The organism is uncultured Marivita sp., from assembly GCF_947488135.1.
GTDB lineage: Bacteria > Pseudomonadota > Alphaproteobacteria > Rhodobacterales > Rhodobacteraceae > Marivita.
The window spans coordinates 284,909-306,497 of the sequence record NZ_CANKYW010000004.1; the positions used below are offsets into that span (position 1 = coordinate 284,909).

Here is a 21,589-nt window from a genome sequence, read left to right on the forward strand (position 1 = left end):
TTCATGACCGTCACTCTTGGAATCAACGGTTTCGGTCGCATCGGCCGCTGCACCCTGGCGCATATCGCCGAAAGCTCGCGCAATGATGTGCAAGTGATCAAGATCAACGCCACCGGCCCGATCGAAACCAACGCGCATCTCCTGCGCTACGACAGCGTGCATGGGCGTTTCGGCGGAGACGTGTCGATCAAGGGCAACACGATGGATTTGGGCCGTGGCCCGATGGAAGTGTTCTCGACCTATGATCCGCAAGAGCTCGACTGGTCCGGCTGCGACGTCGTTCTGGAATGCACGGGCAAGTTCAATGACGGCGACAAGGCCGGCGTTCATATGGAGCGCGGCGCGAAATCGGTTCTGATCTCGGCTCCGGCGAAAAACGTTCAGAAAACCATCGTCTACGGAGTGAACCACCGGTCGCTGGCGCAGGGCGACACGATGATCTCGAACGGGTCTTGCACGACGAACTGTCTCGCGCCGCTGGCCAAGGTGCTGGACGAAGCGCTTGGCATCGAGAGCGGCATCATGACCACGATCCACTCCTACACTGGCGACCAGCCGACGCTGGACCGGCGGCACGCCGATCTCTACCGCGCCCGTGCGGCGGCGATGGCCATGATCCCGACCTCGACAGGTGCCGCAAAGGCATTGGGAGAAGTGCTGCCAAACCTGAAAGGCAAGCTTGACGGGTCTGCCGTGCGGGTGCCGACGCCGAACGTGTCTGCCGTGGATCTGACCTTCTACGCGGGCAAGGACGTGACCGTGGACGACGTGAACGAGGTCGTGCGCGAAGCCGCCGCCACCCATATGGGCACCGTTCTGGCCTATGATCCCGAACCCAAGGTCTCCATCGACTTCAACCACACCACGCAATCGTCGATCTTCGCGCCCGACCAGACCAAGGTCGTGGCCAAGCGCATGGTGCGTGTTCTGGCATGGTACGACAACGAATGGGGCTTCTCGGCCCGGATGGCGGATGTCGCCGGTGCGATGGGCCGTTTGCTGCACTGAAACCGGCGATTGCTCGCCGGCGCCCTGCTCTGGCAAAATAGCTTACCTGACGCCTTGCACCTCGTGCGAGGCGTTCTGTTTCGTGCACCTTCCAAAACCTCCGCAGGCCCGCTCTTTCCTTGGCGAGCACCTCAATGTCGCCATTGGCGGATGATGCGGCGTTGCAGCATGGAGAATCGTGAGACCCTTCGCTAGCGTCCGAGGACAGTAGCTTTGATGCCGAACAGGAGCGCGCGACATGACTCAGATATTCGCCGGGATCTGGGCGTTGCTGATCGGGATCGTGTTCATCATGCTCGGCAACGGCATGCATTTCACCCTGATCGGTGTGCGCGGAGGGCTCGAAGGGTTTTCGGCTGCGGAGCTTGCCATCGTGGCATCGGGATATTTCCTTGGCTTTCTCTCGGGCGCGCGGCTGACCCCGGGTATGATCCGGCGTGTCGGTCATGTGCGCGTCTTCGCGGCGCTTGGCAGCTTCATGTCGGCCGGACTGATCGCCTTTCCGCTGCTCACCGATCCGATTCTCTGGACCGTGTTGCGGGTGATCGTCGGCTTTTGCATGTCCGGCATCTATGTCACGGCGGAAAGCTGGCTCAATGCCTCGGCCACCAACGAGACACGCGGCAAGGTTCTGTCGGCCTACATGATTGCCCAGACCTTGGGGTTGATCGGGGCGCAGGGCCTGTTGACGCTTGGCGATGCGGCCACGGCAGGGCTGTTCATCGGAGCTTCGATCCTTGTGTCGATTTCCTTCGGACCGATCCTTCTGTCGGTTGTCCCGACGCCAGTCGCCGAGGTCACCCGCCCGATGCCACTTCGGGCGCTCTTTTCCGCGGCGCCGCTCGGGACGGCGGGTATGTTCCTTTTGGGGACGATCTACGCGACGCAATCGGGCATGGGCGCGGTCTATGGCACCCAGATCGGTCTGAGCGCGGATCAAATCTCGCTCTTCATCGCGATGCTGTTTGGCGGTGCGTTGCTGCTTCAGTATCCGATTGGCTGGCTGTCGGACCGGATCGACCGTCGCAAGCTGATCCTGGGGTGTGCGGTGCTTGGCGCTGCGTTCTGCGCGGCGGGTGCAGGCAGCGGGTCCGATCTCTGGTTCCTGATGGGAGCGGCGTTCCTGACCGGAGGCGTCACGACACCGCTTTACGCGCTGATCCTCGCCTATACCAACGACGCGCTCGATCCCGAGGACATGCCCGCCGCGTCGGGTGGTCTGGTTCTGGTCTTCGGCATCGGTGCGATCCTGGGGCCTCTGGCCGCAGGGGGCGCGATGCAATGGTTGGGCCCCTCGGCCTTCTGGATGGTGCTGAGTGCGACCTTCATCTTGATCGCACTTTATGCGCTCTACCGGATGACGCAACGCGCGTCGGTCTCGGCGGCCGATACCGATAGCTATCTGGGCGTTCTTCCAACCGCGTCACCCGTGGTCGTCGAAGCCGCAGGGGCCTGGGCTGCCGAGCAGGCCGAAATCGAGCGCGACGCGGAGGCGGGGCACGTCTGATCGGCGGTTCTCGGCCCTAAACCAAAGTTGCAAGCGGGTAAAACTCGACCGCAGACCAATACCGTGACCCGTCCCGAGGTGGCATCTCCCGGTCATCGGCACCGCATGTCGCGGCGCCTGACTGACCCAAAGGAGACCTTACGATGACTCGTATTCTTGCCCTTGCCCTGACCCTCGCCCTGCCCGTTTCCGCCTTCGCCTCAAGCGATGCGGTACTGACGACCGAACGGATGACGGAAATCCGCACCAAGCTGACCAACGAAGGGTACGAAGTGCGCAAGATCGACATGGAGGACGGCATGATAGAGGCCTATGTGCTCAAGGATGGACAACGCCTCGAGCTTTATCTCGATACCGCGCTGAATGTCGTTCGCACCAAGGTCGACGATTGATCCCGGCAGGTCCGCGCCCGGTGCGCGGACCGCTTTTCTCGGAGGCCGACATGACATCCTATAAAATCTGGGACCCGTTTGTCCGGGTCTTTCACTGGTCGCTTGTGGTCGGGTTCGCCGCAAATGCGCTGTTCACCGATGACGAAAGCAAGCTGCACGAATGGCTTGGCTACAGCATCGCCGCGTTGATCGTGGCTCGCCTGCTGTGGGGGGTAATCGGCCCCTATTACGCCCGGTTCAGCAGCTTCTGGCCGACGCCCTCCACCGTCACGGCGCAAGTGTCGGACATGGCGACGGGGCGCAAGCGACTGCACCTGGGTCATACGCCGCTGGGTGCGGTGATGATCTTCAACCTTCTTGCGGTGGTGCTGCTGATCGCGCTGACCGGCTTCATGATGACCACCGACGCCTATTGGGGTCTGGATTGGGTTGAAGAGGTGCACGAGGCATTGGTAACCTGGGCCGAGATTTCCATCGTGCTGCATGTACTTGCGGTGATCTGGGAAAGCCGGCGAACAGGCGTCAACCTGCCCCGCGCGATGATCACGGGCGTCAAGATCGTGCCGAACGGAGTCAGGACAGAACCGTGACGCTTCACTCTTCGACGAAACCTGTATCGCTGTTGGTTCTGATCGTCGCGCAGACCCTCTGCGCGGCGTTCTTTCTCTGGGACGTGATCGTCGACGGGTTCGACATGGGCCTGACCGCATTCGTCTCGAGCCACTTCATCGTGGAGTTTCTGGCCGTTCTGGCACTGATCGCCGGTGTGATCTTCGAAGCGCGCTACCTGTCCACCCTGCTTCGCCGCAAGGCCCATCTGGAAGAGCAACTGGGCCTGGCCGCCGGGGCCTTTCACGATATCGTCGAAGCACGGTTCGATGCGTGGTCTCTCACCCCGTCCGAACGGGACGTGGCGCATTTCACGCTCAAGGGTTTCGGCATTGCGGAAATCGCCCAGATGCGGGGATCCGCCGAAGGCACGGTCAAGGCGCATCTGAACGGGATTTACCGCAAGGCGGGCGTCACCGGGCGCGGCGCTTTTGTCGGCCTCTTCATCGAAGACCTGATGACCACCCCCCATCGCGCGCCTGACGCGGTTGCGTGACAAGAGGTTTCCGCTCTGGCATGGTGCCGTCAAGAGCAAGGGAACAGGCACGCGATGACCAATTCAATCGCAATCGGTTTGGGATTGTTGATCCTGGGCGGCATCGGCATCGATGCGTTTCTGACCGGCGGCGATGGCCTGGTGTTTCTCGCTGGCAAGGGGATCGATCTTCTTGAATGGATCGCCTTCTGGCGCTGAACATGCGTGTGTGCCTTGCTTGACAGCTCTGCGCTGTTCTGTTTGTTAGCGTTAACACTTCCGGACAGCATTCCCTGTCAGAACCAGTGAGGACCTTTTTATGAGCACCAAAGTCGCCATCAACGGATTTGGCCGCATTGGCCGAAACATCCTGCGTGCGATCATCGAATCCGGTCGCACCGATATCGAGGTGGTTGCGATCAACGACCTCGGACCGGTGGAAACCAACGCGCATTTGCTGCAATACGATAGCGTCCATGGCCGCTTCCCGGCCGAGGTGAAAACCTCCGAAGACACGATCGATGTTGGCCGTGGGCCGATCAAGGTCACCGCGATGCGCAACCCCGCGGACCTGCCGTGGTCGGATGTCGATGTGGTTCTCGAATGTACCGGCATCTTCACCAGCAAAGAAGCCTGCCAGGCGCATCTCGACAACGGGTCGAGCCGAGTTTTGATCTCGGCTCCCGGCAAGGACGCGGACAAGACCATCGTCTACGGTGTGAACCATGACAGCCTGACCGCCGACGACATCGTCGTGTCAAACGCGTCCTGCACGACCAACTGCCTTGCGCCTGTGGCCTACGTTCTGAACAACGCCATCGGCATCGAACGCGGTTTCATGACCACCATCCACAGCTATACCGGCGACCAGCCGACGCTGGACACGATGCATAAGGATCTCTACCGCGCGCGTGCCGCCGCCCTCAGCATGATCCCGACTTCGACCGGTGCGGCCAAGGCCGTGGGTCTGGTGCTGCCCGAACTGAACGGCAAGCTGGACGGTGTGGCGATCCGGGTGCCGACGCCAAACGTGTCGGTGGTCGATCTGACCTTCACCGCCTCGCGCGACACAACGGTCGAAGAGATCAACGACGCCATCCGTGCCGCGGCCGATGGCCCGCTGAAGGGAGTGCTCGGGTACACCGATCGAAAGCTCGTGTCGTCGGATTTCAACCACGACCCGCATTCGTCGATCTTCCACACCGACCAGACCAAGGTGATGGACGGCAACATGGTCCGTATCCTGAGCTGGTATGACAACGAATGGGGTTTCTCCAATCGCATGGCGGACACCGCCGTGGCGATGGGCAAGCTGATCTGAAGACTCCGTGGCGCGCCGGAGACCTGGCGCGCCGCATCGGCGCTTTTGTGCCGCCAATGCTCCGCCCGTGCGCAACCGGCGGAACAAGTTTCGGTTCCGCGAATTTCCCCTGTGTGATCGGGAAAACCCCGACAGAACAGGAGACAGCATGACCGACAGCGCGCTCAACCCCGGCAAACCGCATCTCGACCCCACGCTCGAGACAGAACCCACCACGCCGAACGACCGTCTGCGTGATCTCTATACACGGATCATCGACGCCAAGGCGGGTTTCGACGTGATGGTGGACAAGGCCGAACCCGAGTTTCGGGACGTGGCCACATCGTTTCGCGATATGCACACCCGCCATGCCGAAAAGCTGCGCGAGATGCTTCACGGATACGTGGACGAAGACGGGTCGCTCATGGGAACAGTCAACAAGGCGGTCGTCTCTCTCCGGGCGTTTTTCGACGAGATCGACGAAGATGTGATGGACCAAGTCCGCCAGGGCGAGAAATGGGTTCTGGAGTCCTTCCGCGAGGCCGAAGCGAACTGTGCGGCACCGCATGAGGCCGAACTGATCGCGATGCGGGCCGAGCTCGAAAACCTTTTGGAGCGTACGGCGCATCTGGATTGAAGGTTTCAGAACTCCGATATGACAACGGCTTAGCCTTGCGTCTGGTGCAGGGCGGCCTTTCATAACTGTGCATTGTTCTGCTCCGCAGCATCCCTATCTTCAATCGTGACGCTGGTGGCGCTAACAGTCACCAAGCGCCGGACCATAGAGCAAGGAAAGGACTTACCATGGCCCATATCATGTCTTCCCTGCGGGACCGTCTTCACAAGCGGGCCGCTTATAACCGTACTGTTCGGGAAATCCGGTCGATGCCGCTCGACGTGGCGCTGGACCTGAACATCTACCAAGGCGATGCGGAAAAAATCGCAGCAGAGGCCATCTACGGCCGCTAAACAACGTCAAAAGCGTTGATCAATGACACAGCCGCGCAAACCAGCGCGGCTTTTGTCATTTCTGGCCCCCGCCTCTCAAAGAGGCAGGCGGGCCGAAGACGTTCAGCGCGCTTTGGCGCCCTAGGGCATCGTCTTCCAGAAGCCGCCGCACCGTGTGGATGCTGTGGAGGTATTGCAGGCGCAGACGCACCGCTCTAGCCCGGGCGACATACGGATTGCCCAGTGGTGGCACGAGTTTCGGATCGGTCAGCAAGACGAAAGGCGGCGCGATCAGCGTGTAGGTCATCCCGGCGGAGTCACCGATCTGGCTGACCGTGTCGCCCTGAACATTCACATTCAGGATCCGCGCAGCGGTCTGACCCTTCTGCGGCAAATCCTTTTCCCGGATCAACCGATCCACAGCACGCAACCCCAGGGCGACGGGTGTGCCTTCGGACAAGCGCAGGATCCCGTTGACCAACACCTTTTCCAGCATGTTCACGGTCAGGCCCGGCGCATTGAACGACACGACGATGCCAGCGCCCCACCCCTTCCGGGCAAGGTTATGCGCGACATACTTTGCCAAGGCCCCGCCCAGCGAATGGCCCGTGAAACAGGTCACCTCGGGCGTCAGGCCCAGCCTGTCGATCGCATCGAGCGCGTATTGGGTCGCCCGAACAAACTGCGGCGGCGTTTCCAGACGTCCCGTCGTGTCGTGAATGTCATGTGGCGCGTTTTTCGTGCCCCGGTAGGTGATCGTATGAACATCGCCGTCGCGGTAAATGGCGGCCCCGAACCCGTCCTTGTCGACGAGGTCGATACAGTCCAGCGCAGCGTCCGGACGACGTATCGGAGGCTCTGGGATCGACGCGGCATAGATGCTGGACGCATCGTCTTGGTACACCGCCTCGGACATGCGGGCCAAATCATACACGGTGGGCGTCGCCGGGGGCTCTGACGGAAGGCCGGTCGGCGCGGATTGTGTCATGGCTTATTTATGGTCGAACCTGTCGACCAGGGCACGCATGACAGGTGCCGTGACGAATTTCGACACATCCCCACCCAATCGCGCGATTTCCTTGACCAGCTTGGAGGCGATGGCCTGGTGGCGGGCCTCGGCCATGAGGAACACGGTCTCGATCCTGTCATCGAGCGCGCGGTTCATGCCGACCATCTGGAATTCGTATTCGAAATCGGCCACCGCGCGCAGGCCGCGGACGATGATCGTCGCGTTCACATCACGGGCGCAGTCGATCAGCAGGTTCTCGAACGGATGAACGACGATCTCGATCCCGGTCTGTTCGGACAAGGACACGCATTCCGCCTCGATCATCGCGACACGCTCTTCCAGATCGAACAACGGCCCCTTGTCCCGGTTGATGGCCACTCCGATCACCAATCGGTCGACCAGCGCCGCCGCACGGCGGATGATGTCGATATGGCCCATGGTGATCGGGTCGAAAGTCCCGGGATAAAGACCGATGCGCATGGGCCATCTCCGCAGTGTCGTCAGGTTGCGTCTGTCTGGCATCAAATGCGCAGGGAGTTCAAGTAGATGACGGGTGCCGGGTCAATGACCCATGATCATACCTTCCAGCGCGTTACGCTCCATCGACAGTTCGGTCAAGCGGGCCTTGACCACGTCCCCGATGGTGATCAACCCGACCAGTTTTCCATCCTCGACAACCGGCATGTGGCGAAAACGCCCTTCGGTCATCTGGGACAGGATGTGGTCGGCATCATCGTTGCGGCCGCAGGTGACGAGCTGTGTTGTCATGTAGGTGTCGACAGTGTCCGTCAGGCAGGTCGCCCCCCGGTTCGCCAGTTCGCGGACGATGTCGCGTTCCGACAGGATGCCCAAAGCGGTTTCGCCGTCGTTCGAAATCACCACGGTGCCGATCCGCTTTTCCGACAGGATCTTGGCGACATCGGAAATGGTGGTTCCGGATGTCACTGTCACAACGGCGTCGGTCGCCTTGCTTTTGAGAATGTGATGTACTTGCATGGTCTGTCCTCCGGTCCCGGTTCACCCCAGCGTCCTCACTGGCCCGGGTTCTGTCAAGTGTTTCAAAGCAGCGCCTCAAGTCGCGCCACTTCAGAACGGACCCCTTGAACCAATGCTTTGGCAAAGCGGCTGATGCGGTCGAGGCGGCGGTCCTCGGCATGTCGGACAAGGTAGAAACTCCGGGTGAAGGACAGGGCATCGGTCAAAACCCGGCGCACGCCCGGGGCGAAGGGCAGCGCGAAATCATGCGCGATCCCGATGCCGCCATGCTGGCGCAAGAGCTGAAGCTGGACCGAAGCCGAGTTCGAGGCCAGTGCGACTCGATCGAGGGTGAGGTCGCTCAGGTAGTCCAGTTCCTTGTCGAAGATCATGTCCGGGATATAGCCGACGATCCGGTGCTGATGCAGATCGCTGACGCTTTGGATCGGCGGTTTGGTCGACAGGTAGGTCTCGCTGGCGGCAAGATGCAGCTTGTAATCGGTGATCCGCTGATACGACAGCCGCGTCGCCGTGGGCGGGCTGACCGTGATCGCCATATCCGCCTCGCGTCGGGACAGGTTCACAACGCGCGGCAGGGCGACGATCTGTAGATCCAGGTCAGGATTGGCTTCGGAAAGATCGGCGAACACACGCGGCAGCACGAAATTCGCGCAGCCATCCGGCGCGCCGATGCGGATCTGGCCCGACAGGGTTTCGGCATCACCCGACAGAACGGCGCTCGCCCCCTGCATCGCGGCCTCGGCCCGTTCGGCGTGATCGACAAGCCGCGTTCCGGCTTCGGTCAGGGTGTAGCCCAGCGGGCTTTTCACGAAAAGCGCCTGCCCCAGCGTTTCTTCCAACCGCGCAACGCGTCGGCCCACCGTCGCCGGATCCATCCGCAATGCCCGCCCCGCGCCAGACAGGGTTTCGCTGCGCGCGACGGACAGGAAAATGCGCACGTCATCCCAGCTCTGCACGCTCTACCCTTTGCATTTTTGCAAAACTCATTGAGATATTGCCCCTTTGCCCAGCATTTTTGCAAGGATAGACTGCGCGCAATCACCCAAGGAGGATCCCATGCAAGAACTGACCCATTATCTTGGCGGAGAGCACGTCAAAGGCTCGTCCGGCCGCTTTGCCGATGTCTACAACCCCGCAACCGGCGAAGTTCAGGCGAAGGTGCCGCTTGCATCGACCGATGAGGTGGCCAAAGCCGTCGAGATCGCCGCCAAGGCGCAACCCGCCTGGGCTGCCACCAACCCGCAGCGCCGCGCACGGGTGATGATGGCCTTCGTCGGCCTGCTCAACCGCGACATGGACAAATTGGCCGAGGCTCTGAGCCGCGAGCATGGCAAGACACTGCCCGACGCCAAGGGCGATGTGCAGCGCGGTCTGGAAGTGGTGGAATACTGCATCGGCGCGCCGGAATTGCTCAAGGGCGAATATACCGACAGCGCGGGCCCGGGCATCGACATGTATTCGATGAAACAGCCGCTCGGGGTCACGGCTGGCATCACGCCCTTCAACTTTCCCGCCATGATCCCGATGTGGATGTTCGCCCCGGCCCTGGCCTGCGGCAACGCCTTCATCCTCAAACCCTCCGAGCGCGACCCGTCGGTGCCGCTGATGCTGGCCGAGTTGATGGAGGAAGCGGGCCTGCCCAAGGGTGTGCTGCAAGTCGTCAACGGCGACAAGGAAGCGGTGGATGCGCTGCTGCATCATTCGGTCGTGCAAAGCATCGGCTTTGTCGGCTCGACCCCGATCGCGGAATACATCTACGGCACGGGCTGCGCCAACGGCAAGCGCGTGCAGTGTTTCGGCGGCGCCAAGAACCACATGATCGTCATGCCCGACGCCGACATGGATCAGGCCGCAGATGCGCTGATCGGCGCGGGCTACGGCGCGGCTGGCGAACGCTGCATGGCGATTTCCGTGGCTGTTCCCGTGGGCGACGAGACCGCCGACCGCCTGATCGAAAAGCTGGTGCCGCGCATCGAGAAGCTGAAGGTCGGCCCCTATACCGCTGGCGATGATGTGGATTACGGACCGGTCGTAACGGCGGCGGCGAAGGAAAACATCCTTGGACTGATTCAGTCGGGTGTCGACCAAGGTGCAGAGCTTGTCGTTGACGGGCGCGATTTCAGCCTTCAGGGATATGAAGATGGCTTCTTCGTTGGCCCGCATCTCTTCGACCGCGTGACGCCGGATATGGACATCTACAAGAAAGAGATCTTCGGCCCCGTCCTGTCGACCGTGCGCGCGGGCAGCTACGAGGAAGCCATCAAGCTGGCCATGGACCACGAATACGGCAACGGCACCGCGATCTTCACCCGCGACGGCGATGCGGCGCGGGATTTCGCCAACCGGATCAATATCGGCATGGTGGGCATCAACGTGCCGATCCCGGTGCCGCTGGCCTATCACACCTTTGGCGGTTGGAAAAAATCGGTCTTCGGCGACCTGAACCAGCACGGGCCGGATGCGTTCAAGTTCTACACGCGCACCAAGACCGTGACTTCGCGCTGGCCGTCGGGGATCAAGGAAGGCGGCGAGTTCAATTTCAAGGCGATGGATTGATTTTCGGCGCGAAATCATGAACCTAAGGGCGGCGGTCAATGCCGCCCTTTTTATTTGAGGTGACATGCCCGCGACGTTCCAGATTCTCCCGTCCCACAATCTCGTTTATGTACGCTACACCGGCACAATGCTGGTCGAGGACAGTCTCAAGGCCTTTGCCGCCTATGCGCAGCATCCCGACGCCCGTCCCGGGCAACGCCATTTGATCGATCTCACGCGGATCACGGAGATGGAGGCCAACTTTGCCAAGATCATGCAATTGCAGGCGATCAAGGGGGCCGAACTGGCCATGCGCGAAGCCGAGACACTCATGGTCTATTTCGCCAACACCCCCCTGTCGCTGAAAGCGGCAGCACTGGCCAAGAACGGCTGGTCGGCAAGTCAGGGTGTCGTCGCCATCGTACAGGAAACCGAACGCACGGCACTCGACGCGCTCGGCCTGTCGCATGACAGTCTGGACGCTTTGTTGAATGCGCAGCAATCCCGACCAGCCTAGCGGCGCCGGAAGGTGACAAGCCCGCGAAAGGATTTAAACTGCCCCACCACAGGCTTGGGAGACGCGCCATGCAGGAACCGGATTTCACCATTGGCATCGAAGAAGAGTACCTTCTGGTCGATCTCGACAGCATGGCGCTGGCACAAGCACCGGAAGGGCTGATGGAGGCCTGCGCGGCGGAGCTGGAAAAGCAGGTCAGCCCGGAATTTTTGCAATGCCAGATCGAGATCGGCACCAAGGTCTGCGCTGATATCAACGACGCCCGCGAGGATCTCAAACGCCTGCGCAGCACCGTGGCGCGCTGCGCGAAAGAGCACAACCTGGCCCCGATTGCCGCGTCCTGCCATCCGTTCGGCGACTGGAAGAACCAGCATCACACCGACAAGGACCGCTACAATGACCTTCAGGATGCTCTGGGCGGTGTGGTCCGCCGGATGCTGATCTGCGGAATGCATGTGCATGTCGGGCTGGACAACGACGCGCTGCGGGCCGACCTGATGGGGCAAATGGCCTATTTCCTGCCGCATCTTCTGGCCATGTCCACCTCCTCCCCGTTCTGGCAGGGCGAAGACACCGGGCTTGCGTCCTACCGAATCTCGGTCTTCGACAACCTGCCCCGCACCGGCCTCCCTCCGCAATTCGACAATTGGGAGGAATACGAACGCTCGGTTCAGGTGCTCATCGATCTGGGCCTGATCGAGGACAGCTCGAAAATCTGGTGGGACCTGCGCCCGTCGCACAGTTTCCCGACGCTCGAGACGCGCATCATGGATGTGCAACCCCGGTTGGAGGACACCCTGACATTGGCGGCGATCAACCAGTGCCTGATGCGGATGCTCTGGCGGCTTCGGGTGCGCAACCAACGCTGGCGGCGCTACGATCCGTTTCTGATTGCCGAAAACCGCTGGCGCGCGCAGCGTTACGGGGTCAGCGACGGATTGATCGACTTCGGCCGCGGTGAGATCGTCCCGATGCCGGAACTGACCGAAGAACTGATCGAACTGATCGAACAGGATGCGGGCATCCTGCGCTGCCTGCGCGAGTTGGAACACAGCCGGGATATCGTGGAAAAGGGCAACGGTACCGCGCGTCAACGCGCCATCGTGGCCGAAGCGAAAGAGGCCGGTAAAGACAGCGACGAACAGATGCGCGCGGTGGTCAGCCACCTGGTCGAGGAATTTCACGCGGGGCTTTGACCTTGTGCAAGAATTCTGAAACAGTTGGGAATTAAACAAGCGTTCAATTCACTTGCTCCAAGGGAGGGACGGCGCGATGGATTTTGCCCTGACAGAAGAACAGACCGCGATTTTCGACATGGCTTGCGCCTTCGGGCAGGACCATATCGCGCCGCATGCCCGCGACTGGGAGGCCCAGGGCACCATCCCGAAAGATCTTTGGCCGCGCTTGGGCGAACTGGGCTTTGCCGGGCTATACGTCTCCGAAGAGAGCGGTGGATCGGGTCTCAGCCGCTTGGACGCGACGCTGGTCTTCGAGGCGCTGTCCATGGCCTGCCCCTCGGTCGCGGCGTTCCTGTCGATCCACAACATGTGCGCCAAGATGATCGACAGTTTCGCCAACGACGAGATGAAATCCCGCGTATTGCCAAAGGCGATGACGATGGAGACCGTGCTCAGCTACTGCCTGACAGAGCCCGGCAGTGGCTCGGACGCGGCTGCGTTGAAAACGCGCGCGGATCGGACCAACGAAGGTTACACGCTCAACGGCACCAAGGCGTTCATCTCGGGCGGCGGCTATTCGGATCTGTACGTGGCCATGGTGCGCACCGGCGAAGACGGGCCAAAGGGCGTTTCGGCGGTCCTGATCGAGGATGGCACACCGGGGCTGAGCTTCGGCGGGCTGGAAGACAAGATGGGCTGGCGCTCGCAACCGACACGTCAGGTTCAGTTCGACGATTGCAAGATCCCGGCACAAAACCTGCTGGGCGAAGAAGGCCGTGGCTTTGCGTATGCGATGGCAGGGCTTGACGGCGGACGGCTAAACATCGCCGCCTGTTCGCTGGGGGCGGCGCAATCCGGTCTGGACGCGACCTTGGCCTATATGGCGGAACGCAAGGCGTTCGGAAAATCCATCGACCAGTTCCAGGCGCTCCAGTTCCGGCTCGCCGATATGGAGATCGAGTTGCAAGCCGCGCGCACCTTCCTTCGACAGGCGGCATGGAAGCTCGACACGCAACAGCCCGATGCCACCAAGTTCTGCGCCATGGCCAAGAAATTCGTCACAGAAGCGGGAAGCAAAGTGGTCGACCAATGCCTGCAACTGCACGGCGGCTACGGCTACCTGGCGGATTACGGGATCGAGAAACTGGTCCGCGACCTGCGCGTCCACCAGATCCTCGAAGGCACGAACGAAATCATGCGCCTGATCGTGGCGCGACAGATGCTGGCGCACTGACACCTCCCCGGCTTCTTTGGGCTCAAAATACCTCGGGGGAGTCCGCCTTCGGCGGACGGGGGCAGCGCCCCGCTTCCCCGTCCACCTGATACGAAACGGCAGATCGACATGACAGATATCGACATCCGCAAAGACGGCCACGCTGGCCGCATCACCCTGAACCGTCCCAAGGCACTGAATGCCCTGACCTACGAGATGTGTCTCGCCATCGAAGAGGCGCTCTGGACGTGGCGGGATGATCCGACGGTCAAGCTGGTGCTGATCGACGCCGAAGGCAACAAGGCGTTCTGCGCCGGAGGGGATATCGCCGAGATGTACGCCACCGGCACCGCCGGAAATTTCGGCTATGGCCAACGGTTCTGGCGTGATGAATACCGCATGAATGCCCTGATCGCCGAATATCCCAAATCGGTTGTCAGCTTCCTGCAAGGCTTCACAATGGGCGGCGGTGTCGGCGTTGGCTGTCACGGCTCGCACCGCGTCGTCGGAGACAGCAGCCGGATCGCGATGCCGGAATGCGGGATCGGGTTGATCCCGGATGTCGGCGGGTCATACCTCTTGGCCCACGCGCCCGGTCGGCTCGGGGAATATCTCGGGCTGACGACGGATCGCATGGGACCGGGCGATGCCATCCACGCGGGGTTTGCCGACCTCTATGTGCCGGAAGAGTCATGGGCCGGTGTCAAGGCGGCGATCTGCGCCGAGGGCAACGTCGCCGCGCTCAACGAGGCTGCCCAGCCCGCACCGGACGCGCGTCTTGCGGCGATGCAACCAAGGATCGACGCGCTTTTCGGCGGGCAAAGCCTTGGCGACATCGTCAACGCGCTCAAGGGCGACACCGACGAATTTGCGGCGGACGCTCTGGCCCGCGTTTCGCGCAACGCGCCGCTGTCGATGGCCTGTACGGTGGAAATCCTGCATCGCCTGCGCCGCGAACAACTGGATATCCGCGATGCCTTTGATCTGGAGTACCGGTTCACATCCCGCGCGATGGAGCATGGCGATTTCATCGAAGGCATCCGCGCCGCGATTATTGACAAAGACAAATCCCCGCACTGGAGTCATGATCTGGGCGGGGTGCCCGCTGACGCGATCGACACGATGCTGCGCCCCGTGACCGGCGAAAAGCTGACGTTCGAACGAAAGGCGCAAGGGATGAAAATCGGATTTATCGGTCTGGGCAACATGGGGGCGCCGATGGCCGCCAACCTCGCCAAGGCGGGCCACGAGGTGATCGGCTACGACATGGCGACGGTCACGGTCAACGGCGTGTCCAACGCCCGCAACGGCGCCGAAGCGGCCTCCGACGCGGATGTGGTCATCACGATGCTGCCCAACGGGTCGATCCTGCGCGCGGTCGCCGCTGAGGTCATTCCCGCCATGAAAAATGGCGCGGTCCTGCTCGATTGTTCAACCGTCGATGTGGAAAGCGCGCGGGCCGTGGCCGCTGATGCAGACGCCGCCGGTCTTCTGCCGCTCGATGCGCCGGTCTCCGGTGGGATCGGCGGTGCGGCCGCCGGAACGTTGACCTTCATGGTGGGCGGATCCAAGGAGGCGTACCAGATCGCCCTACCACTTTTCGAGACAATGGGGCAGAAATCCGTCCATTGTGGCCCATCCGGAAACGGTCAGGCGGCCAAAATCTGCAACAACATGATCCTTGGCGTCACCATGATCGCCACCTGCGAAGCCTTCGCTTTGGCGGACAAACTCGGCCTTGATCGGCAGGCCATGTTCGACGTGGTCAGCACGTCGTCCGGGTACAGCTGGTCGATGAACGCCTACTGCCCCGCTCCGGGGATCGGGCCGAAAAGCCCTGCGGACAATGACTACAAGCCGGGCTTCGCTGCCGAATTGATGCTCAAGGACCTGCGGTTGAGCCAGCAGGCCGCCGAGGCGTCGGATGCGGACACGCCGCTGGGCAAGGCGGCGACGGACCTCTACCGGCGCTTCGTCGAGGAAGAGGACGGCACCGGGCGCGATTTCTCCGCCATGCTCCCCCGGTTCGAAAAGCGCGGGCGCGAATAACGCAATGCATCCGCGCCATATTTCGACAAATTCTCAACGACTTGGAGTGCCAACTACCTAAAAGTTAACTCAATTCGCGCAAAGAATAGCCGCCTTGCCTCGTCATACCTTCGGTCAAACGTGACCAAAGGTAAGGCGGCATCCCCATGCCTATCGCACAGGCTCTTCCCATCAACACGGGCGCAACCGCGACCCAGATGGCAAACACCATTTTCGGCGCGGGCATCACGGTCAATAGCGCGACCTATACGGGCGCGGGCCTTGCGTCGGGCATCTACAGCAATGGCGACGCGATCTCACCGGAACTCACCCCCGGCGACACGGGCGTCATTCTGTCCACCGGTCGCGCGACCGGGATCACAAACAACTCTGGCTCGCTGAACACCAACACGACAGGTGGTCGATCCACCAATAACGGCCAGCCCGGTGACAGCGATTTTACCGCGATTTCAGGGGGTTTGAATACATTTGACGCGTCGTTCCTCGAGGTCAATTTCACGCCGAACGGCAATCTTCTGACTCTCGACTTTGTCATCAGCTCCGAAGAATACCCGGAATACATCAACTCGGCGTTCCTCGACGTCGTCGGAATCTGGGTTAACGGTGTTCAGGCCACGGTGACCGTCGGCAACGGCAACGTGTCGGTCGGCAACATCAATGGCAACACCGCGGCGAACCTCTACAACGACAACACGTCCGACCAGTTCAACACCGAGATGGACGGGTTTACTGTCACGCTCAGCGTTGCCGCGCCCGTTAACGCGGGCGTCCCGAACACGATCAAGATCGGTGTGGCCGACGTATCGGACGCGACCTATGACACCAACCTCCTGATCGCAGGCGGATCGGCACAGGCGTCCCTCGTCGCCGTCGACGACGCGGCGAATATCGGGCTGAACAGCAGCAAGACAATCGCCGTTCTCGACAATGACAGCTCGACCGGCGGCACGTTGACCATCACCCATATCAACGGCGTCGCGGTCAGTGTCGGCTCCAACATTACGCTCACCTCCGGGCAGGTCGTCACCCTGAATGCCGACGGTACGCTGACTGTCCTGTCCGATGGGGACGTGGAAACCGCGTATTTCACCTACACGGTCAACAATGGACTGGGTCAGCAGGACACAGCAATCGTCCAGGTCGACCAGCTCCCCTGCTTCGTGGCAGGCACCCTGATCGACACGCCCAGCGGTCCTGTGCCCGTCGAAACATTGCGCCCCGGCGATATTGTGTTCACGCTCGACGATGGGGCGCAGCCCATTCGCTGGGCCGGATCGCGCGAGATCGACGCCAAAGGCGACTTCGCGCCCATCTGCATCAGTGCCGGAAGCTACGGAGCCACTCAGGACGTCTGGCTGTCCCCGCAGCACCGCGTGCTGGTGCGCGACATCTGGGCAGAGCTGTTGTTCGGAGAATCCGAGGTTTTGGTGAAAGCCAAGGACCTGGTGAACGACAAGACCGTACGCCGGGAAGAGCGCGATACGTCGGTGACTTACGTGCACCTCCTGTTCGACGCACATCAGATCCTGACATCGCAGGGGCTGCTTTCTGAAAGCTACCTGCCCGGCCCGATGATGAAACACGCCTTTTCGCAGGAATGCTGCGACGAGATTATCACGCTTTTCCCTGAGCTTGCGGAGATCGATTCATCCGGCTGGAGCGCGGCCCGACCGATCCTGAAAACCTACGAAGCACACGCCCTTCAAGCGCGCACTTCGTAAATCACTTATTCCGCCGCCAACTGCTTTTTCGAGCTGAGCATCGGCTTGAGATACCGTCCCGTGTGGGATTCGACCACCTCTGCCACCTGCTCGGGCGTACCGGTCGCCACGATCTGGCCACCGCCATCACCGCCTTCCGGCCCGATGTCGATCAGCCAATCCGCCGTCTTGATGACATCCAGGTTGTGTTCGATCACGATGACGGAATTGCCCTGATCCACAAGTTCATGCAGCACTTCAAGAAGTTTGCGTACATCCTCGAAATGCAAGCCAGTTGTCGGCTCATCAAGGATGTACAGAGTGCGTCCCGTCGACCGTTTCGCCAACTCTTTCGACAGCTTCACGCGCTGCGCTTCGCCACCGGATAGTGTGGTCGCCTGCTGGCCGACCTTGATGTAGCCAAGACCGACGCGCACCAAAGCGTCCATCTTTTCACGAATACTGGGCACCGCCTTGAAGAACTCCTGCGCGTCTTCAACCGTCATATCGAGAACGTCGGCTATGCTCTTGCCTTTGAACTTGATTTCCAAAGTTTCCCGGTTGTAGCGCGCACCTTTGCAGGTCTCGCAGGTGACGTAGACATCGGGCAGGAAATGCATCTCGATCTTGATAACGCCGTCGCCCTGACACGCCTCGCAGCGCCCACCCTTGACGTTGAAGCTGAAACGTCCCGGTTTGTAGCCACGCGCCTTTGCCTCGGGCAGACCGGCGAACCAGTCGCGGATCGGGGTGAAGGCACCCGTGTAAGTCGCTGGATTCGACCGCGGAGTTCGCCCAATTGGTCGCTGGTCGATATCGATGACCTTGTCCAGATGTTCCAAGCCCTTGATCGTTTCGCAGGGCGCGGGTGTCTGGCGCGCACCATTCAGCCGCATGGAGGCGGTCTTGAACAGGGTTTCGATGGTCAGCGTGGACTTGCCACCACCCGACACCCCGGTCACACAGACAAACTTGCCTAGCGGGAATTCGGCGGTGACATTCTGAAGATTGTTGCCCGACGCTTTGACCACCTTGATCGATTTGCCCTTTTTGCCCTTGCGCCGCTCGGCGGGCACCGCGATTTCACGCGCGCCACTGAGGTACTGACCGGTCAAGGAAGCAGGGTCGTCGGCCACGTGTTTCGGCGTTCCGTGGCTGACCACCTGTCCACCGTGAACACCCGCGCCCGGGCCGATGTCGAACACGTAATCCGCCTCACGTATCGCTTCCTCGTCATGTTCGACCACGATCACCGTGTTGCCCTGATCGCGCAACGATTTCAGCGTGCCGAGCAGCCGGTCATTGTCGCGCTGATGCAGGCCGATGGACGGCTCGTCCAGAACGTAAAGCACCCCTGTCAGCCCAGAGCCGATCTGGCTGGCCAGACGGATACGCTGGCTTTCGCCGCCAGACAGTGTGCCCGCGTTGCGCGACAGCGTCAGGTATTCAAGGCCGACATTGTTCAGGAACCCCAAACGTTCGCGAATTTCCTTGAGGATCGCCTTTGCGATTTCGTTTTTCTGCGCGGTCAGTCGCTCGGGAACCGTGTTGCACCAGTCGAACGCTTCCTTGATCGACATCTGCACGACCTGCCCGATATGCAGGTCAGCAATCTTGACCGCCAGCGCCTCTTCCCGGAGACGATAGCCGCCGCAGGTGCCGCAGGAGCGGTTGTTCTGGTAGCGCTCGAATTCTTCGCGGATCCAGTTGGAATCCGTCTCGCGGTAGCGGCGCTCCATGTTCGGGATCACGCCTTCAAACGTCCGCGTGACGTTGTAGATACGCCCGCCCTCATCGTAGCGGAAGGCGATTTCCTCGTCGCCGGAGCCATAGAGGAAAACCTGCTGCACATGCGCGGGCAGGTCTTTCCAGCGGGTCGATCTGTTGAACTCGTAATGCTTGGCCAGAGCCTCGATCGTTTGCAGGAAATAAGGGCTTTTCCCCTTCCGCCACGGGGCCAACGCGCCATCGGCGATCTTGAGGGTGGTGTCGGGCACCACGAGGTTCGGGTCGAAGAACAGCTCGACCCCAAGACCGTCACAATCCGGGCAGGCCCCAAAAGGCGCGTTGAACGAGAACAGGCGCGGTTCGATTTCGGAAATCGTGAAGCCGCTGACCGGGCAGGCGAATTTTTCGGAGAACGTATGCCGCTCCGGTTCGCCCTCGCTGGGCGCGGTTTCAAGGATGGCGATGCCGTCTGCAAGGTCCAACGCCGTGCGGAAACTGTCGGCGAGGCGCGTTTCCAGCCCCTCTTTCACCACGAGACGATCCACCACCACGTCGATGTCATGGCGAAATTTCTTGTCGAGCGTCGGTGGTTCGTCCAATTCGTAGAACTGACCGTCGACCTTGACGCGCTGGAAGCCCTGCTTCCGCAACTCCATAAATTCCTTGCGATACTCACCTTTGCGGTCGCGCACGATCGGGGCCAGAAGGTAAGCGCGCGTGCCCTCCTCCATCGCCATGACGCGGTCCACCATGTCCTGCACCTGCTGCGCCTCGATGGGCAGGCCGGTCGCGGGGCTATAGGGCGTGCCGACGCGCGCAAAGAGAAGGCGCATGTAATCGTAGATCTCGGTCACGGTGCCGACGGTCGAGCGCGGGTTCTTGGAGGTCGTTTTCTGTTCGATGGAAATTGCCGGGCTAAGGCCGGAGATGTGATCCACATCCGGCTTTTCCATCATATCGAGGAACTGCCGCGCGTAGGCCGACAACGATTCAACGTAACGGCGCTGCCCTTCGGCGTAGATTGTATCGAACGCCAGCGATGATTTGCCCGACCCCGAAAGTCCGGTGATCACCACCAGTTGATCGCGCGGAATGTCCACATCGATGTTCTTGAGGTTATGCTCGCGCGCGCCGCGCACCTCGATATTCTTAAGCTCGGCCATGCTATCCCCCGATACGCTTGGTTAACACATAGGGGTTGGTGCCGGTTTCGCCAATCGAAAAATGAGAACGAATGTGGAACACCTGAAAGTGTCCACAGAAATAGAGGACGGCCCCGGGTCGCCCCGAAGCCGTCCGGTACGACACGTCACTCGTTAACGGTACAACAAAGAGGTGCCGTTGTGGAAAACGTGCACCTTGTCCGGGGTTGCGCCCAGCTTGACCGATTTGCCGCGCAGTTCAGCGTGAATGCCGGGCAGTTTGCCGATCACCGCGTGGGCGTCGCCTTGCTGTTCGAAGTAAAGCAACGTGACCTCGCCCAAAGCTTCGGTGATGTTCACCTTGCCTTCGAAGATGTAGTCCCCGTCCGTTTCGAGAAAATCCTCGGGCCGCACGCCGACATTCACCTTCAGTCCCATATCCGGATCGGTGGACGGGTAATCCGACACGGCTGTGCCGCCGCCGTCCATCTTGACGGTCGTTTGCTGACCGGTGCCGACGATCTCGCCGGGCAGCAAATTCATAGACGGCGAGCCGATGAATTGCGCGACGAATTCGCTGTTGGGCCGTTCGTAAAGCTCGAGCGGCGCGCCGACTTGGGCGATGCCCTTGTTGGCCAGCACAACGATGCGGGTGGCGAGTGTCATCGCTTCGACCTGATCGTGGGTGACGTAGATCATCGTCGACTCGGGCATCTGTTCCTTGAGCTGCGCAATCTCGATCCGTGTAGCCACGCGCAACGCCGCGTCGAGGTTCGAGAGCGGTTCGTCGAAGAGATACACCTTCGGGTCGCGCACGATGGACCGCCCGATCGCCACACGCTGACGCTGACCACCCGAGAGGGCTTTGGGCAAGCGGTCGAGATACGGATCGAGTTGCAGCATCTTCGCGGCACGGTTCACCGCCGCGTCGATCTCGGACTGGGGTTTCTTCGCGATCTTGAGCGCAAAGCTCATGTTCTCGCGCACGGTCATGTGCGGATAGAGCGCGTAGGACTGGAACACCATGGCGATCCCGCGCATGGCGGGCGGCATATCGTTGACCACCTGCCCGTCGATCTCAAGCGTCCCACCGGTGATCTTTTCCAGCCCCGCAATCATCCGCAGAAGTGTGGACTTGCCACAGCCCGACGGGCCGACAAAGACAATCAGTTCCCCCTGCTTGATGTCGAGATTGATATCGTTGAGCACGTTGACCGCGCCCGCATAGGTCTTTTCGACATCCGTCAGCTTCAAATTGGCCATGTCCGTCCCTCCCTGTCCTG

Annotated in this window: 21 protein-coding genes and 1 pseudogene; 16 read left to right on the forward strand and 6 right to left on the reverse strand. The window is 61.1% G+C overall.

The features are described 5' to 3' along the window. The first annotated feature begins 3 nt into the window (after window positions 1-3). The 9 genes from gap (Q1B16_RS13975) to Q1B16_RS14015 all read left to right on the forward strand — a co-directional run bounded on the left by gap (Q1B16_RS13975) (window position 4) and on the right by Q1B16_RS14015 (window position 6,260). On the forward strand, window positions 4-1,008 hold the full coding sequence (gene gap / locus Q1B16_RS13975) for a type I glyceraldehyde-3-phosphate dehydrogenase (protein ID WP_299789756.1): 1,005 nt from the start codon (window positions 4-6) through the stop codon (window positions 1,006-1,008). A gap of 238 nt (window positions 1,009-1,246) precedes the next feature. Continuing rightward, window positions 1,247-2,515 carry an MFS transporter gene (locus tag Q1B16_RS13980; RefSeq protein ID WP_299789759.1) on the forward strand — a complete coding sequence of 423 codons (1,269 nt, stop codon included), beginning with the start codon at window positions 1,247-1,249 and terminating at the stop codon, window positions 2,513-2,515. A gap of 143 nt (window positions 2,516-2,658) precedes the next feature. Then, complete coding sequence (locus tag Q1B16_RS13985; protein ID WP_299789762.1) at window positions 2,659-2,907, forward strand: PepSY domain-containing protein; 249 nt, start codon at window positions 2,659-2,661, stop codon at window positions 2,905-2,907. Between the two features lie 50 nt (window positions 2,908-2,957). Next, window positions 2,958-3,497: a cytochrome b/b6 domain-containing protein gene (locus Q1B16_RS13990; protein WP_299789765.1), complete on the forward strand. Its 540-nt coding sequence runs from the start codon at window positions 2,958-2,960 to the stop codon at window positions 3,495-3,497. Next, window positions 3,494-4,012: a LuxR C-terminal-related transcriptional regulator gene (locus Q1B16_RS13995; RefSeq protein ID WP_299789768.1), complete on the forward strand. Its 519-nt coding sequence runs from the start codon at window positions 3,494-3,496 to the stop codon at window positions 4,010-4,012. The genes Q1B16_RS13990 and Q1B16_RS13995 overlap by 4 nt, the downstream gene beginning before the upstream one ends. Before the next feature lie 54 nt (window positions 4,013-4,066). Beyond that, window positions 4,067-4,210, forward strand: a complete 144-nt coding sequence (locus Q1B16_RS14000; protein WP_299789771.1) for a hypothetical protein — start codon at window positions 4,067-4,069, stop codon at window positions 4,208-4,210. A 100-nt stretch (window positions 4,211-4,310) separates the two neighbouring features. Continuing rightward, the gene (gene gap, locus Q1B16_RS14005; RefSeq protein ID WP_299789774.1) at window positions 4,311-5,312 is read left to right on the forward strand and encodes a type I glyceraldehyde-3-phosphate dehydrogenase; all 1,002 of its coding nucleotides are present in this window, start codon (window positions 4,311-4,313) and stop codon (window positions 5,310-5,312) included. 148 nt (window positions 5,313-5,460) lie between these two features. Continuing rightward, window positions 5,461-5,928, forward strand: coding sequence for a DUF2383 domain-containing protein (locus Q1B16_RS14010; protein ID WP_299789776.1), 468 nt, complete (start codon window positions 5,461-5,463; stop codon window positions 5,926-5,928). A 167-nt stretch (window positions 5,929-6,095) separates the two neighbouring features. Then, a complete protein-coding gene (locus Q1B16_RS14015; RefSeq protein WP_299789779.1) occupies window positions 6,096-6,260 on the forward strand; it encodes a hypothetical protein in 165 nt (54 codons plus the stop codon). 55 nt (window positions 6,261-6,315) lie between these two features. Here the strand turns inward: Q1B16_RS14015 and Q1B16_RS14020 are convergent, their stop codons facing one another. The 4 genes from Q1B16_RS14020 to Q1B16_RS14035 form a co-directional block, all read right to left on the reverse strand. Continuing rightward, window positions 6,316-7,227: a hypothetical protein gene (locus Q1B16_RS14020; RefSeq protein WP_299789782.1), complete on the reverse strand. Its 912-nt coding sequence runs from the start codon at window positions 7,225-7,227 to the stop codon at window positions 6,316-6,318. Between the two features lie 3 nt (window positions 7,228-7,230). Then, entirely contained in the window at window positions 7,231-7,728 is a 498-nt protein-coding gene (coaD, locus tag Q1B16_RS14025) for a pantetheine-phosphate adenylyltransferase (RefSeq protein ID WP_299789785.1), read from the reverse strand. A gap of 81 nt (window positions 7,729-7,809) precedes the next feature. Then, window positions 7,810-8,244, reverse strand: a complete 435-nt coding sequence (locus Q1B16_RS14030; protein ID WP_299789788.1) for a CBS domain-containing protein — start codon at window positions 8,242-8,244, stop codon at window positions 7,810-7,812. A gap of 62 nt (window positions 8,245-8,306) precedes the next feature. Then, entirely contained in the window at window positions 8,307-9,200 is an 894-nt protein-coding gene (locus Q1B16_RS14035; protein WP_299789791.1) for a LysR family transcriptional regulator, read from the reverse strand. A 100-nt stretch (window positions 9,201-9,300) separates the two neighbouring features. On the opposite strand from Q1B16_RS14035, the gene Q1B16_RS14040 reads away from it, so the two are divergent. From Q1B16_RS14040 to Q1B16_RS14065, 7 genes and pseudogenes are all read left to right on the forward strand, one after another. After that, complete coding sequence (locus tag Q1B16_RS14040; protein WP_299789794.1) at window positions 9,301-10,800, forward strand: CoA-acylating methylmalonate-semialdehyde dehydrogenase; 1,500 nt, start codon at window positions 9,301-9,303, stop codon at window positions 10,798-10,800. A 64-nt stretch (window positions 10,801-10,864) separates the two neighbouring features. Then, window positions 10,865-11,296 (forward strand): hypothetical protein, encoded by a 432-nt coding sequence (locus tag Q1B16_RS14045; protein ID WP_299789797.1) that lies wholly within the window; start codon window positions 10,865-10,867, stop codon window positions 11,294-11,296. Window positions 11,297-11,364: 68 nt separating this feature from the next. Beyond that, on the forward strand, window positions 11,365-12,492 hold the full coding sequence (locus Q1B16_RS14050; RefSeq protein ID WP_299789800.1) for a carboxylate-amine ligase: 1,128 nt from the start codon (window positions 11,365-11,367) through the stop codon (window positions 12,490-12,492). Window positions 12,493-12,568: 76 nt separating this feature from the next. Beyond that, window positions 12,569-13,708, forward strand: a complete 1,140-nt coding sequence (locus tag Q1B16_RS14055; protein ID WP_299789805.1) for an acyl-CoA dehydrogenase family protein — start codon at window positions 12,569-12,571, stop codon at window positions 13,706-13,708. Between the two features lie 108 nt (window positions 13,709-13,816). Continuing rightward, window positions 13,817-14,827: pseudogene (locus tag Q1B16_RS22360) on the forward strand (enoyl-CoA hydratase/isomerase family protein); the annotation flags it as partial. Continuing rightward, a complete protein-coding gene (mmsB, locus tag Q1B16_RS22365; RefSeq protein WP_366140156.1) occupies window positions 14,810-15,736 on the forward strand; it encodes a 3-hydroxyisobutyrate dehydrogenase in 927 nt (308 codons plus the stop codon). The pseudogene Q1B16_RS22360 and the gene mmsB, both read left to right, overlap by 18 nt. 146 nt (window positions 15,737-15,882) lie before the next feature. Further along, the gene (locus Q1B16_RS14065; protein ID WP_299789815.1) at window positions 15,883-17,457 is read left to right on the forward strand and encodes a Hint domain-containing protein; all 1,575 of its coding nucleotides are present in this window, start codon (window positions 15,883-15,885) and stop codon (window positions 17,455-17,457) included. A 5-nt stretch (window positions 17,458-17,462) separates the two neighbouring features. Here Q1B16_RS14065 and uvrA read toward each other — a convergent pair whose 3' ends face one another. After that, window positions 17,463-20,327, reverse strand: coding sequence for an excinuclease ABC subunit UvrA (gene uvrA, locus Q1B16_RS14070; protein WP_299789818.1), 2,865 nt, complete (start codon window positions 20,325-20,327; stop codon window positions 17,463-17,465). Window positions 20,328-20,480: 153 nt separating this feature from the next. Further along, entirely contained in the window at window positions 20,481-21,569 is a 1,089-nt protein-coding gene (ugpC, locus tag Q1B16_RS14075) for a sn-glycerol-3-phosphate ABC transporter ATP-binding protein UgpC (protein ID WP_299789821.1), read from the reverse strand. Window positions 21,570-21,589 lie beyond the last annotated feature (20 nt).

Excerpts from the sequence above, each read along its gene's own strand:
- Q1B16_RS14045 (WP_299789797.1), top strand. The coding sequence starts at position 10,865 with ATGCCCGCGACGTTCCAGATTCTCCCGTCCCACAATCTCGTTTATGTA.
- Q1B16_RS14055 (WP_299789805.1), top strand. The coding sequence starts at position 12,569 with ATGGATTTTGCCCTGACAGAAGAACAGACCGCGATTTTCGACATGGCT.
- gap (WP_299789774.1), top strand. The coding sequence starts at position 4,311 with ATGAGCACCAAAGTCGCCATCAACGGATTTGGCCGCATTGGCCGAAAC.
- Q1B16_RS14065 (WP_299789815.1), top strand. The coding sequence starts at position 15,883 with ATGCCTATCGCACAGGCTCTTCCCATCAACACGGGCGCAACCGCGACC.
- Q1B16_RS14030 (WP_299789788.1), bottom strand. The coding sequence starts at position 8,244 with ATGCAAGTACATCACATTCTCAAAAGCAAGGCGACCGACGCCGTTGTG.
- Q1B16_RS14000 (WP_299789771.1), top strand. The coding sequence starts at position 4,067 with ATGACCAATTCAATCGCAATCGGTTTGGGATTGTTGATCCTGGGCGGC.
- gap (WP_299789756.1), top strand. The coding sequence starts at position 4 with ATGACCGTCACTCTTGGAATCAACGGTTTCGGTCGCATCGGCCGCTGC.
- ugpC (WP_299789821.1), bottom strand. The coding sequence starts at position 21,569 with ATGGCCAATTTGAAGCTGACGGATGTCGAAAAGACCTATGCGGGCGCG.
- coaD (WP_299789785.1), bottom strand. The coding sequence starts at position 7,728 with ATGCGCATCGGTCTTTATCCCGGGACTTTCGACCCGATCACCATGGGC.
- Q1B16_RS14050 (WP_299789800.1), top strand. The coding sequence starts at position 11,365 with ATGCAGGAACCGGATTTCACCATTGGCATCGAAGAAGAGTACCTTCTG.
- mmsB (WP_366140156.1), top strand. The coding sequence starts at position 14,810 with ATGCTGCGCCCCGTGACCGGCGAAAAGCTGACGTTCGAACGAAAGGCG.
- Q1B16_RS14020 (WP_299789782.1), bottom strand. The coding sequence starts at position 7,227 with ATGACACAATCCGCGCCGACCGGCCTTCCGTCAGAGCCCCCGGCGACG.
- uvrA (WP_299789818.1), bottom strand. The coding sequence starts at position 20,327 with ATGGCCGAGCTTAAGAATATCGAGGTGCGCGGCGCGCGCGAGCATAAC.
- Q1B16_RS14040 (WP_299789794.1), top strand. The coding sequence starts at position 9,301 with ATGCAAGAACTGACCCATTATCTTGGCGGAGAGCACGTCAAAGGCTCG.
- Q1B16_RS14010 (WP_299789776.1), top strand. The coding sequence starts at position 5,461 with ATGACCGACAGCGCGCTCAACCCCGGCAAACCGCATCTCGACCCCACG.
- Q1B16_RS13985 (WP_299789762.1), top strand. The coding sequence starts at position 2,659 with ATGACTCGTATTCTTGCCCTTGCCCTGACCCTCGCCCTGCCCGTTTCC.
- Q1B16_RS14015 (WP_299789779.1), top strand. The coding sequence starts at position 6,096 with ATGGCCCATATCATGTCTTCCCTGCGGGACCGTCTTCACAAGCGGGCC.
- Q1B16_RS13990 (WP_299789765.1), top strand. The coding sequence starts at position 2,958 with ATGACATCCTATAAAATCTGGGACCCGTTTGTCCGGGTCTTTCACTGG.
- Q1B16_RS13980 (WP_299789759.1), top strand. The coding sequence starts at position 1,247 with ATGACTCAGATATTCGCCGGGATCTGGGCGTTGCTGATCGGGATCGTG.